This is a genomic window from Enorma timonensis (assembly GCF_000321165.1).
Classification (GTDB): Bacteria; Actinomycetota; Coriobacteriia; order Coriobacteriales; family Coriobacteriaceae; genus Enorma.
Genome location: NZ_CAPF01000043.1, coordinates 1 through 12,941 on the forward strand (window position 1 = coordinate 1; position 12,941 = coordinate 12,941).

A 12,941-nucleotide genomic window follows, 5' to 3' on the forward strand; every position below is an offset into this window, starting at 1 on the left:
CAGAAACGCCTGCACCTCGTCGCGCGCCTGGATGGCGTCGAGCGCGGCGCGGCGACCTCGGTCGCGGAGAACGCGCCGTCGCGCACGCCCGCCGCGATCTGGCGGGCGGTCAGGGTATCAAGGGTCGCCATGCCTTACGCCTCCTCGCCTAGAATCGACGGCACACGGAAGCTGCGGCCGCGCGTGCTCGCCGCGTTGCCGAGCGCCTCGTCGATCGTGAACGCGCGCGCGGCGTCCGGCGCGTCATCACGCATGACGTTCGAGAGGCCGCCGATGGGATGGAACGTGGGGTCCACGTCCGGGAGGTTGTACGCGAGGATGGGCTCGAGCATCTCGACGGCGTCGTTCATGTACGCGCACATCTCGGCGAGCTCGTCGCCCTCGAGCGCGATGCGCGCGTAGTCCGCGATGCCGCGCACATCGTCTTCGGTGAGTGCCATGGGCGCTCCAATCTACGTATCGTGCTGTCCGGGGCGCGCGCAGGCGACACCCGGTCAATTCGCATTATTATACGCGGGCGGGGCGCGGGGCGGAGCGGCTCGGGCGCGCGCACCCGAACGGAAACACGCCACCGGCGCGGCGAAGCGCTCGGCGGGGCGGGTTTCGGGTCGCGCATCGGGGCAACCGGGCGGAAAACGGGCTCGCGCGGGGTGCCTCGCGGAGCTCCCTGCCAGCTGCCCCCGGCGCGCGATGCTACACTTAGCCGCGACATCGCCAAAACCCAAGGAGGCAGTATGGACATCGAACGCATCGAGCGCGTCCGCGCGAACCTCAAGCGGTGCGACCTCACGCAGCTGCTCATCGTCGACCCGCTCTCGATCTGGTGGCTCACCGGCTACTACACCGAACCCCTGGAGCGGCTCCTCGCCCTCTACCTGCCGCTCGACGGCACGCCGACGCTCTTCGTGAACCGCCTCTTCCCCGACGCGTCCGCCACCGGCGCGCGCGTGGTGAGCCATTCGGACACCGACGACCCCATCCCCATGCTCTGCGACGCCATCGACGCGGCGCGCCCGCTCGGCGTGGACAAGGAGCTCGCCGCGCGCTGGCTCGTCCCGCTCATGCAGGCCGGGGCTGCCGCGAACTTCGTGCTCGCCTCGGACGCCGTGGACGACGCGCGCGCCATCAAGGACGCCCGCGAGCAGGAGCTCATGCGCATCGCGTCGCGGACGAACGACGAGGCCATGGCCTGGCTCGCCGAGCAGGTGCGCCCCGGCGCGACGGAGCTCGACATCGCGGAGGGGCTGCTCGCCACGTACCGCAGGCTCGGCGCGCAGGACCACTCCTTCTCGCCGATCGTGAGCTTCGGCGCGCACGCCGCCGACCCGCACCACGAGCCCGACGCGACGCCGCTCGCCCCGGGCGACATGGTCCTCTTCGACGTGGGGTGCAAGCGCGACGGGTACTGCTCGGATATGACCCGCACGTTCTTCACCGCCGAGCCCACCGAACACCAGCGCGCCGTATACGACGCGGTGCGGCGCGCGAACGAGGCCGCCGAGGCCATCGTGCGCCCCGGCGTGACGTTCGCTGAGATCGACCTCACGGCGCGCCGCATCATCGAGGACGCCGGCTGGGGCCCGCAGTTCAACCACCGCCTCGGGCACCAGATCGGCCTGCAGGACCACGAGCCGGGCGATGTCTCGGCCACGCATGACGAGCCGGTGCAGCCCGGCATGTGCTTCTCCATCGAGCCGGGCATCTACCTGCCGGGCGACATGGGCGTGCGCATCGAGGACCTCGTCATCGTCACCGAGAACGGCTGCGAGGTGCTCAACAGCTACCCCAAGGGCATCCAGGTGCTCGGGTAGAGATAGGGCAATCGCTCCAGCACCGCCCAACACCCAAACACGAAAGCCCGGGAGACCGAAACGCATCGGCCTCCCGGGCTATTTTGAGTACCAACCGCGCGCCAGACGAGCGTCTGCGCGGTATCCCCGCTGCTACTTCACAGCGGGGAGAATCTGGTCGACGATCCCCTTGGCGTTCATGAGCCCGAAGTCGGGCGCGGAGATCACGAGCACCGGGCGGTCACCTGCCATGCCCTTGACCTCGGCCTCGGCGAAGCGGATCTGCGGCCCCAACAGGATGGCGTCGGCGCCGTCGATGTTGTCGCGAATCTCGGCCTTGGGAACAGCCGTGCAGGTAAGGTCGACTCCGCGCGCCTTGGCCTCCTCGGCGATCTTGATGCACAGGATTCCCGTGCTCATACCGGCGTTGCAAGCAAGGATAACATTCATGGGTTATGCCTCCTGGACCTCGGTCGCGGTGTCGGCAAGCTGCTCCTCCGCGATCTTCTTCTTTTCATACGCCTTGAAGAACGGAAGGTAGATCAAGACATCGATGACGATGAGCCCCACGCAGAGCACGACAGCCTTCCAATCCATCGTCGCCAGAATCGCCGCGACCGGGCAGAACATGTTCCAGCTCGGGTACACGAAGCAGCGGCCGACGATACCGAAGGCCATCGCTGCGTAGGCCACCACGCCGTTCAGCACCGGGCAGAGCACGAACGGGATGAAGAGCGTGGGGTTGAACATGATGGGCATGCCGAAGATGATGGGCTCGTTGATGTTGAAGAACGCCGGCACGATGCCGAGCTTGCCCACGGTGCGCAGCTGCTTGGACTTGCTGAAGAGCGCGCAGAAGGCCAGGCCGAAGGTCGCGCCCGAACCGCCGATCATCATGAAGGTCCACCAGAAGGGCTCGACGAGGATGTTGGGCAGCTCGGTCACCGCGGCACCGGCGGCATAGGCGGCCATGTTCGCCGCGAGGCTCGGGGTGAGGAACGCGAAGAGCGGCGAAGTGATCACCGAATCGTGGATGCCGAACCACCACAGCACCATGACCACGAGCGCAAGGATGAGCACGCCGGGGCCGGAATCGAGCGCGCCCACGAGCGGCGCCATGATGAGGGTGATGAGGTTCGGGAAGGGCGCGCCGGTGAAGTTGATCACCACGCCCGAGAGTACACCGAACACCACGAGCACGATGGCCGCGGGAACGAGGTTGCCGATGGAGTCGGAAAGCGCGGGCGGGATACCCTGACCGGAAAGGTCGATGTAGCCGATCTTGCGCTCAGACAGGAAGCGGTAGAACTCCACCGCCACGAACGACACGAAGATGGCAGCGAAGAGGCCGGTTCCGTCGAAATACGCCGTGGAGAGCGAGCCCTCCGCATCGACGGCGCTCATCTCCAGGAACGATGCCACGCCGAGCGCCACCGGGAGGAACGAGGTCATCTTATAGTGACGCGCCAGGAAGAACGAGAGACCGATCGTCGCCCAGAGCGAGAGCACGCCCATGGTGGCGACGTTCACGATGGTGAGCGGTAGCATGGTCGCATCGGCGAGGGCAGCCCAGCCCTGGAAGAACGCCTGGCCGAAGCCCGGCTCCATCGTGGTGTAGTCAACCGGCGGAGAGGTGATGATCAGCGCGAAGCTGCCGATCGTCATGAAGGGGACGAGGGTGAGAAAGGCGTTTTGGATGGCGACAACGTAGCGGTTCATGCCGAGCGCGTTCGCGATAGGTGCGATGTGCTTCTCGATGAACGCAGCGATCTTCTCCATAGCTATTCCTCCTTCTCTTAACGTTGTTCCGCGATCATGTCGCGATACCAGTAGTAGCTATCCTTCGGAATACGGCGATTCCCATCGTCGTAGTCCACGTACACCAGGCCGTAGCGCTTCTTGTAGCCGTTGATCCAGCTGTAGAGATCCATGGTCGACCACACGAAGTACCCGCGCACATCCACCCCCTCTTGCTGGGCCCGCTGCATCCACTCGACGAAGCCGGACAGGAATTCCACGCGGTACGGGTCATGGATCTTGCCGTCCTCGCAGGTGTCGTAGTAACCGATGCCGTTCTCGGTGATGACGAACGGGGTGTCCGGGTAGAGGCGGTGCAGCTCGAGCAGCAGATCGTAGATCGACTTGGGATAGAGCTCCATGTCCCAATCGTTCTTGGGGACGCTCGGGTCCTCATCGAGCTCGAACCAGCCCTTGATGCGGGTGACGACCTTGTCGCCCTTCTTGCCGGTGTTGCTCGCATGGAACACCGTCTCGCCCTCGGAGCAGGGCTTCACGAGCTCGCGTGAATAGGCGTTCACGCCCAGGTAGTCCACCGTGCCGGCGCGGAAGATCTCATCGTCGCCGGGAAGTGCGTACGAGAGGTCATAGCCCTCGGCGCCCAGGAGCTCCACGAACTCCTCCGGCACCTTGCCGAGCACGCACACGTCATTCACGCTGCGGTTGTAGAAGAGGTCGGCCTTACGAGCGGCCTCGCGATAGGCCTCGTCGTCCACGAGCGTCTCGATGGAATACGAATCGCTCACCAAGCCGATCTTCCCCGTATAGCCGCCTTCGCGATACGCCTTGACCGCAAGCGCGCTCGCGAGCAGCTGATGGTACATGGCGCGCCACTTGCGCGAAAGATCCTGCACGTTGGGCGGGTAGTTACCGTTCGCGTAGCAGCAAAGCGTGTCGTATGTGGGCTCGTTGATGGTCGCCCACCACTTCACGCGGTCGCCGAAGTGCTCGAAGCACACCTTCGCGTACGCCACGAACGCCTCGACGTTCGCGCGGTTCTCCCAGCCACCCTGCTCGAAGAGGACGTTCGGCATGTCGTAGTGGTAGAGCGTCACGAGCGGTTCGATGCCGCGCGCCAGGCACGCATCGATCACCCGGTTGTAGTGGGCGATGCCCTCCGCGCTCGGCTCGCCCACGCCATCGGGGATGATGCGCGTCCAGGCGATCGAGAACCGATAGGCATTCTGGTTGCCCGCGGCCATCATATCGAGGTCCTCCTCGAAGCGATGGTAATGGTCGCACGAGACATCGCCCGTCACGGGGTTCACGTTGTTCTTCTCGCTGTGGCAGAACACGTCCCAGTTCGAAAGCCCCTTGCCGTCCTCGTTCCACGCGCCCTCGCACTGGTAGGCGGCAGTCGCGCTACCCCACATGAAATCGCTCATCTTGCCCTCAACTCCTTGTATACCTCGACGAGCTCCCTCGCCATGCGGCCGAACATGATCGTCGTCATCAGATGGTCCTGCCCATGGACGAGCATGAGGCTGAAGGGAAGATCCACTCCCCGCGCCTCCTCGGCAAGCATTCCGGTCTGAGCGTTGTGCGCCTCCAGAAGACATGCCTCACCCTCGTCGAGCTCGCGTGCCGCCGCATCGAACGAGCCCTTGCGCGCACGCTCGACCGCATCGTAAAAATGCGTGAACGCATCGCCCGCATAGCCGACGATTTGGAACGACGTCAACTGGACTTGCTCCTTATCCATCGCGCTTACACCCCCTTTTCACTGAAGCATCGCGTTGCGCAGACTGTACCGTCCATCACGCAAGCGACGCCAAGCATCATGTGCGGGGCACCCCGCAAAAGTTGCTTTGCGGGGTCATGCGCGCACATGAATACTGAATGACACCTGTTTCAAAAGACGGAATAGGTCACGAAGCAGACGAGCCTGTGGGGGTGGACATGCTCAGCGAACGCCAAGCACGCATCTTGGCAGCACTTGCCGATGCCACGGCGCCCGTCACAGGACGGGAGCTCGCGCTGCTGCTGGGCGTCTCGCTCCGCACCGTTCAGGGCGACATCGCTCGCATCAACCGCTCCCATGCGGTGGTACGCAGTACCAACCGGGGCTACGCCGTCAACCGCGACGCCTTGGACGCGTTCTTCTCGGGCGATCAGGCATCGCCCGACCCATCCATCGCGCACAGCGCCCTGCAGATTCTCTTGTTCGAAGGCAAACAGCGTGTCGACGACCTCTCGGAAGCGCTCTATGTGAGCACGCCGACCCTCGAGCGGCATCTGCGCACGCTCGGCTCGCTGCTCAAACCCTGCGGCCTCACCCTGGCACGCAAGGGCGGCTGGGTATGGATCGAGGGTAGCGAGGGCGGTAAACGCCAGCTCATCGGCAGCCTCGTCGCGCGCGAAACCGATGGCTCACTGCCCGGCGGCAGCGCGGCGGCATCCATCTTCGATAGCATGGATCCCGAGGTACTGCGCTCGATCGTAACAAGCACCATCGCGTCATTCGACTATCGCATCCGCCCCGGGTTTGAAGAGAACCTCATGGGAAGCATCGCCGTCGCGCTCTACCGCATGCGCACCGATGCGCACATGATGGATCAGCGGGACGCGTCGAGCGCCATGGATGACGCTCGCATCGAATATCGCATCGCCGGCGAGCTCTGCCGCCGCTACTCAACGCACCTGGGCATCGAGCCGAACTTCGACGACCAGACCTATCTCGCGCACCTGTTGCGCGGGCAAATCGAGTTCGTGAAACGGGGCGCGGAGAGCGCCAATCCGCGCATGGGCATGCCCGACTTCGTTCGCGAGGTCGAAGACATCGTGCGTGACGTACTGGAATCGTTCTCCCTGCGCATCGCCTCCATGCAATCGGTCTACAACTTCGCCATGCACGTCGATGCGCTCTTGTGCCGCAGCACCGAGGCGCAGATCCAAAGCGAGGAGGTTCTCGAGAACGTCAAACGCCACATGCCGTTCGTATACGAGATCGCATTGCTTGTATCCGACCGCATCGCGCGGCACTTCGGCATCTCCATCTCGAACGGCGAGGTGGGGTTCATCTGCATACACATGGGCATGATCCTGCACAGCACCATGGATGAGGAGCAGGTGGGGATCGGGCTGGCATGCCAGGATTACCAGGGCATCGCCGAGCGCGTCCGCGAAGGCATCAATGGGCGGTTCTCCGAGACCGTGACGCTCTATGACCTGGGCTTACCCATCACCACCGAAGAGGTCGCCGCCCTGCCCATCGACCTTGTGGTCACGACGCAGCGGCCACGCGGGCTCGTTATCGAAACCGTGGAGGTCTCGCCGTTCTTTTCCACCTCGGACCTCATCGCCGTCGAAGACGCCGTGAGCGCCTGCTTGAAGCGCAAACGCGCCGCGCGCGTGCGAAGGCTCGTGCGCACGCACCTGAGCGAGGAGCTCTTCTTCAAAACCGACGCGGTCGCCACGAAGCACGACGCCATCACGTTCCTCGGCAGCAAACTGCATGAATTCGGCGTCGTGGATGATGGGTTCACCGAATCCGTGCTGCAGCGCGAGGAGCTCTCATCGACGTGTTTCTTCGAGCTTTTCGCCATCCCGCACGCGCTTGAGATGGATGCGAAGCGCACCATGATGGCGATCCTCGTGAGCGAGCGCGGCATCGTATGGGACAAGGCGCCCATCCATATCGTGCTCATGATCTCCGTCAACCGGGGCGATCGCAAGGAGTTCGTCGAGCTCTACAACAGCATGGTCAAATCGCTCTGCGACAGCCGGAAGGTGGCGCGCATCGTCGGAGCGGACACGCTCGAGGAGTTCATCGCGGAACTCGATCGGGAATAAGGCGCGGATGCGCTTCCCGCGTACGCACGGCGCGTGATCTGGAACAGCGCGCCGCAGCGCCCCGAAAACGAAATCTCGACATGAAAAGGCCGGGGTCGCGAAGACCCCGGCCTGGCTTCTCGGCGCAATTGAGCCGCTGCGCCCTGAGCGAATCGCTCCTTAGAAGTCCACGTCCACGTCGTTGTAGACGCACTCGAGGAGCTTCTCCATCTCCTCCTGCGTGGGCTGGCGCGGGTTGGAGCCGGTGCAGGCGTCGAGCAGCGCGTTGGCGGCGACGTCGTGCTTCTTCTCCTCGAACTCGGCGTAGTCGATGATGGACTCGTCGGCCTTCACGCCGCCCTTGCCGTAGTTCTTGATGCCCTGCGGGATGTTGAGCTTGTCGTTGAGGTCGCGGATCTCCTGGACGAGGGAGGCCACGAGCTCGTCCTCGGTCTCGCCGTCGAGGTGCAGGACCTCCTTGGCGATGTAGGCGTAACGGCTCTTGGCGCGCGCGTCCTTGGCGTTGAACTGGATGACCTTGCCCAGGTACATGGCGTTGGCGCAACCATGGATGATGTGGTCGCCGGTGAAGGCGGCACCGGTCTTGTGCGCCATGGAGTGCACGATACCGAGCAGGCCGCTCGAGAAGGCGATGCCGGCGATGCACTGGGCCTCATGCATGTGCTGGCGGGCCTCATGGTCGCCCTGATAGGACTTGGGCAGCCACTCGACGATCTCGCGGATGGCGTGCAGCGCGTTGGCGTCGGTGAACATGGAGGAGGCGGTGGAGACGTAGGCCTCGATGGCATGCGTCAGCGCGTCCATGCCGGTGTGCGCGCAGAGCTTCTGCGGCATGGTGTAGGTGAGCTCGGGGTCGACGATGGCGACGTCGGGCGTGATGTTGAAATCGGCGAGCGGGTACTTGATGCCCTTCTCGTAGTCGGTGATGACGGAGAACGCCGTGACCTCGGTGGCCGTGCCAGAGGTGGAGGCGATGGCGCAGAAATGGGCCTTCTGACGCAGCTCGGGGAAGCCGAACGGCACGACGGCCTGCTCGAAGGTGAAGTCCGGATACTCATAGAAGAGCCACATGGCCTTGGCCGCATCGATCGGCGAGCCGCCGCCCAGGCCGATGATCCAGTCGGGCTGGAAGTCCTGCATGGCCTTGGCGCCCTTCATGACGGTGTCGACCGACGGGTCGGACTCGACGCCCTCATAGATCTGCACCTCGAAGCCGGCCTCCTTGAGGTCCGCCTCGACGTCCTGCAGGAAGCCGCCGCGGCGCATGGAGCCGCCGCCGGTGACGATAATGGCGCGCGAGCCCTTGAGGTTCTTCACCTCATGGCGCGCACCCTCACCAAAGTACAGGTCACGCGGGTTGGTAAAACGTCCCATATCTGCCTCCAAACACAGGCCATGCGGCCTGATATTGCACGGAGCCGCCCATCGACTCCGTTCGGACCAAATCGAGATCGGCGGGTATCGCCGATGACGTTTCACGCCGATGCATATTTTAGCGCTCCGCATCGCAAATTGTTAGGGTAGTTTCGCGCGCCTCCAAATCCCTGACCTGCTGGTATGAGATATATGATGCCACGTGGAAATCTCGCCCCGCGCGCTTGCTCGCCGCACGCGCCCCAAGCGGCTGTGCTAAGCTAATGCATTCAACGAAACGCCCGGCACGGCGCCGAGTACGGACGGCTCGAGAGGAGGACGCATGGCATACGACCCCATCCAGGAGGACTGCCTGCGCCTCATCTTCGGCGCGATCCGGCGGGAGCACGTCTACCCCGTCGATAACGCCCCCTTTATCGCCGCGCGCATGGAGGACTACCAGCGCGACCCGGCGCGTCTCATCACCACCGACGCCGACCGTGCGTTCCACCTCGTCGCTCTCGCCGCGGAGGCCATCGACTACCGCCTCCCCTTCATCGCCGACGATGCCGAGGCCGACAAGCTCGCGGCCACGTCCGAGGCGCAGCTCCGCGAGGCGTGCCAGCTCGACCCGGCGAACTGGGACGCCCAACGCATGCTCGCGGCGCTCACCGCGCCCACGAACGACGACTACGTCTCCTACCTCCTCGACGAGCGCGGCGCCGTGCAGGAGGCGACCGAGCGCGCGGCTCGCGAAGCACGCGACCCCTATGACCAGGAATACGCCCGCGACCTGGGGAAGCGCGGGCTCATCCGCTGGCTCGCCGCCCTCTCGTCGCGCGCGCTCATCGCGGGGCGCTACCGTCTCTCGCTCCAGACGGCCGAGGAGTGCCTCGCGCTCGCCGCGGACGACCCGGCGGACGTGCGCCGCACCGCCATGCTCGCGCTCGCGAAGCTCGAGTGCACGCGCGACGACCTCAAGCGCTTCCGGCAGGGGCACCCGGCCTCGTACCGCTCGAAGAGCCCTGCGCGCCGCCGGCACCACCTCTCCGAGAAGGCGCCCGACGCCTGGGAGCTCATCGCGGAGCTCGGCATCGCCTACCACGAGCTCGACCTCTCCGGCGCGACGCGCGCGCTGCGGTCGCTCCTCGCCGCGTACGACCACGCCGCCGAGGCCCTCTACTACCAGGCGGAGTTCCCCGACGGCCTCTACGCGCGCGTGAACGTGGTACCCGGCAGCGAGGACGAGCTCATCCTCGCCCTGAGCGAGGCGACGCCGCTGCTGCAGGAGGGCATCGGCGCGCCCGACAACGCCGGGCTCGCGGTGTGGGTCGCCACGCACGACCTCGTGCAGGGGGCGCTCGAACGCTCCGACCGGCGCGCGGGGGCGCGGCGCGGCGGCGAGATGGGCGGCAACTGATGGAGCCGCGCGCCTACGTCTCGGCCTATCTGGAGCGCGCCTACCTCGCGGCGCACCCGGAGCTCACCGCCGCGGCGCGCGAGCTCGTGCACGAGGACGTCCCCCAGCGGCTGGAGAAGTACGCCACGGACGCCCATGCGCAGGCGCTCGTCGCCTACACCGATGCGCACGAGCGGCTCATGCGCGAGCTCGACGCCATCGAGGATATCCCGGAGGACGAGGAGTTCGAGCGCAAGCGCGCGCAGCTCTTCGACGAGGCGCGCCTCGCCCTGTTCAAGATCGCCGAGACCGACCGGCTCTGCGTGGACGCGGAGCTCGTGGGCCTTCTGCTCTCGGACATCAGCATCGACGCCTGCCTGAGCGAGCTCATGAAGCTCGAGCGGCGCGTGCACGACCAGCTTATAAGCAACGTGGCCGGGTTCTCGGACGACGCGCCCCACTTCTTCGACGCGGAGCGGGCGGCGGCGCATGCCCCGGGCGGCGCGGGCACGGCCACGCTCACCGCGGCGGCCTGGACGGCAAGCGAGCCCACGATGATCGGCTGGCTCCACACGCTCGAGGCGCTCGCGCAGCTCTGCCTGGCAAGCGCGCGCTATCGGGCGGCCGAGCGCTACGCGCGCCTGGTGCTGCGTGCCGAGGGATACCCGAGCCACGCCGAGGGAACCGTGTTCCTCGCGCTCGCGCGCCTGGAGGACGAGGACGGCTTCTTCGCCTTCGCGCACGAGCTCGAGGCGGAGCGCGGCGAGCAAGCGGCAGCCGCCCTGGACGATTCACCGTGGTTTTTGCTGGGGCGCACGCTCCTGCTCTACAAGCTCGGGCGGCGCAAACCCGCCAGGCGCGCGCTCCGCGATTTCGCCGCGCGCTGCGAGGGCGGCGCGTTCTTCCTGCTCAACCCCACGTACATGGCGCCATACCTGCCCGTGCGCCCGCAACCGCGCAAGCGCTGGGACCTCGCGCACGAGGCGGTCTGGGAGGCGGACGGCATCATCGTCGACACGCCCGACTTCGTGCCCTGGGCGGAATCCGTCGAGGGCGTCTACGACGCGTCCGAGCACTTCGCCAACCGCAACGGGTTCTAGGCGAGCGGCCTTCGCACGCACGCGCGCCCCATTCTGCACCTGATGCATGCGGCGCCCGATAGCACCGGCTGGCATCGGGCGCCCTTCAAACCGTTTGCCTACTCGGCGGCGTAGAACGCCTCCAGGTCGAGCCCCATCTGCTCGAGCGTGGGCTCGTCCACGTAGGCCATGTGGCCGCAGCCGTACAGGTAAAACGAGATGCGCTCCTTGAGCTCGGCCGGCAGGAACAGGCACGAGATGTCGTGCACCACGTTCCAGTATGTGGTCGCCGCGTCGTAGCGCCCGCCCATGATGGCGATGCGCATGGTGGGGTTGCGCTTGAGCGCCACCGCGATGTCGTAGGTCACGTTCGGCGCGGGCACGGCCCAACCGATGCCCGGCTCCTCGTGCTCCCACTTCCAGCTGCGGTTCACCACGCCGTAGTTCTGCGCGAGGTAGATGGGCGCGCCCTCGTAGCCGATCTCGTGCAGAAACGCCCGGAACGCCGCCGTCCACGCGGACTCGACGGCATCGTCCGCCGCGTCCTCGCCCGCGAAGAACTCCGTCGAGTCCTGGAGCGGCAGGGGCGCCGCCGCGGCGAAGCGCGTGTCCAGCCGGCCGATCACGCGGCCCTCGTCCGCCAGGAGGTTCCGACGGAAGGTGTCCAGGTCGATGCGCAGGTTGCAGCGCTCGATGAGCTCGGCGGGAAGGCCGATGACCTTGGAGATCTTCCGCGCCACCTGCGCCTTCTCACGCGCCGAGAGCCTATCGCCGCGCAGGAGCGCCGGCGCGTACACGGCCTCGGTGAACGTCATGGCGTCGTCGAACCACGTGGCCTCGTCCACCCGCGCGCCCGCGCGGCCGAAGTAGCGCGCCGTGGCCGCGAACGTGGGCAGCATGCCCAGGAAGTAGAGGTCCTCGCCGGGCAGCGTCTGCACCCAGTCGAAGAGCGCCGAGAGCATGACCACGCCGCGCAGCGGCACGCGCTTCTCGCCCAACAGGCGCATGAGCACGGCGTTACGGATGGTGCCGTAGGATTCGCCGAAGAGGTAGACCGGCGAGTCCCAGCGGCGGTTCGCGTCGAGCCAGCCGATGATCGCGCGGCAGAAGGCGTCCGCGTCGCCGTCCACGCCCCACACGGTCGCGGGATCCGTGCCCTCGGCGAGCGACGAGTAGCCGGTGCCGAGCGCGTCGAGGAACACGAGGTCGCTCTGGCGTAGCAGCGTGGCGGGGTTGTCCTCCACCGTCGCCGGCGCGCCGAGGTGGTTCGTGCCGTCGGTCTTCACGCGGCGCGGCCCGATGCCGCCGAAGTTGATGGGCACCGACGAGCTGCCCGGGCCGCCGTTATAGCAGAACGTCACCGGCCGGGGCGCGCCGCCTTCCGGCGCGGCATCGCCCGTCGCGACGTACGAGACCGCGAACATCTTGCCGATGAGCGCCCCGGTGTCGCCGCGCACGTCGATGTGGCCCGCCGTGGCGGTGTAGTCGATGCGCTCGTCGCCCACCTGCCAGGTGCAGGCGCGCGAGGCGGACGCGGGCACCGCGAGGCGCGCCTCCGCGGGAACCGTGATGGCCACGTCCGGCTTCGCCGGGACGACGGTCTGCTGCTGCGACTGCTGGGTATCCATGGGCGCTCCCGTTCTCGATGCGTTTCACCAAACCGCACCAAGCATACACCCGCCGCCCCGCCGCGCCGGCGGGCAGTCGGTGGCCGGAAGCGCCCGGGATACC

Annotated in this window: 11 protein-coding genes; 4 read left to right on the forward strand and 7 right to left on the reverse strand. The window is 66.4% G+C overall.

Features of this window, described 5'->3' with window-relative positions; genetic code table 11:
- Window positions 1-134: 134 nt before the first annotated feature.
- On the reverse strand, window positions 135-440 hold the full coding sequence (locus BN423_RS04835) for an Asp-tRNA(Asn)/Glu-tRNA(Gln) amidotransferase subunit GatC (RefSeq protein ID WP_019239138.1): 306 nt from the start codon (window positions 438-440) through the stop codon (window positions 135-137).
- A gap of 294 nt (window positions 441-734) precedes the next feature.
- Here BN423_RS04835 and BN423_RS04840 point away from each other — a divergent pair, with 294 nt between their 5' ends.
- Entirely contained in the window at window positions 735-1,811 is a 1,077-nt protein-coding gene (locus BN423_RS04840) for a M24 family metallopeptidase (protein ID WP_019239139.1), read from the forward strand.
- 132 nt (window positions 1,812-1,943) lie between these two features.
- On the opposite strand, the gene BN423_RS04845 is transcribed toward BN423_RS04840, so the two are convergent.
- The 4 genes from BN423_RS04845 to BN423_RS04860 are packed head-to-tail and all read right to left on the reverse strand — an operon-like array spanning window position 1,944 to window position 5,289.
- A complete protein-coding gene (locus BN423_RS04845; RefSeq protein ID WP_019239140.1) occupies window positions 1,944-2,240 on the reverse strand; it encodes a PTS sugar transporter subunit IIB in 297 nt (98 codons plus the stop codon).
- A gap of 3 nt (window positions 2,241-2,243) precedes the next feature.
- A complete protein-coding gene (locus BN423_RS04850) occupies window positions 2,244-3,569 on the reverse strand; it encodes a PTS sugar transporter subunit IIC (protein ID WP_019239141.1) in 1,326 nt (441 codons plus the stop codon).
- A 17-nt stretch (window positions 3,570-3,586) separates the two neighbouring features.
- On the reverse strand, window positions 3,587-4,972 hold the full coding sequence (locus tag BN423_RS04855; protein WP_019239142.1) for a glycoside hydrolase family 1 protein: 1,386 nt from the start codon (window positions 4,970-4,972) through the stop codon (window positions 3,587-3,589).
- Complete coding sequence (locus BN423_RS04860; RefSeq protein WP_019239143.1) at window positions 4,969-5,289, reverse strand: PTS lactose/cellobiose transporter subunit IIA; 321 nt, start codon at window positions 5,287-5,289, stop codon at window positions 4,969-4,971. The genes BN423_RS04855 and BN423_RS04860 overlap by 4 nt, the downstream gene beginning before the upstream one ends.
- Before the next feature lie 197 nt (window positions 5,290-5,486).
- Here BN423_RS04860 and BN423_RS04865 point away from each other — a divergent pair, with 197 nt between their 5' ends.
- On the forward strand, window positions 5,487-7,379 hold the full coding sequence (locus tag BN423_RS04865) for a BglG family transcription antiterminator (RefSeq protein WP_019239144.1): 1,893 nt from the start codon (window positions 5,487-5,489) through the stop codon (window positions 7,377-7,379).
- 159 nt (window positions 7,380-7,538) lie between these two features.
- Here BN423_RS04865 and BN423_RS04870 read toward each other — a convergent pair whose 3' ends face one another.
- Window positions 7,539-8,753 carry an iron-containing alcohol dehydrogenase gene (locus BN423_RS04870; protein ID WP_019239145.1) on the reverse strand — a complete coding sequence of 405 codons (1,215 nt, stop codon included), beginning with the start codon at window positions 8,751-8,753 and terminating at the stop codon, window positions 7,539-7,541.
- Window positions 8,754-9,075: 322 nt separating this feature from the next.
- On the opposite strand from BN423_RS04870, the gene BN423_RS04875 reads away from it, so the two are divergent.
- Complete coding sequence (locus tag BN423_RS04875) at window positions 9,076-10,152, forward strand: hypothetical protein (protein WP_019239146.1); 1,077 nt, start codon at window positions 9,076-9,078, stop codon at window positions 10,150-10,152.
- A complete protein-coding gene (locus BN423_RS04880) occupies window positions 10,152-11,231 on the forward strand; it encodes a hypothetical protein (RefSeq protein WP_019239147.1) in 1,080 nt (359 codons plus the stop codon). The genes BN423_RS04875 and BN423_RS04880 overlap by 1 nt, the downstream gene beginning before the upstream one ends.
- A gap of 98 nt (window positions 11,232-11,329) precedes the next feature.
- Here the strand turns inward: BN423_RS04880 and BN423_RS04885 are convergent, their stop codons facing one another.
- Window positions 11,330-12,838, reverse strand: a complete 1,509-nt coding sequence (locus BN423_RS04885) for a S10 family peptidase (protein ID WP_019239148.1) — start codon at window positions 12,836-12,838, stop codon at window positions 11,330-11,332.
- Window positions 12,839-12,941: the final 103 nt, after the last annotated feature.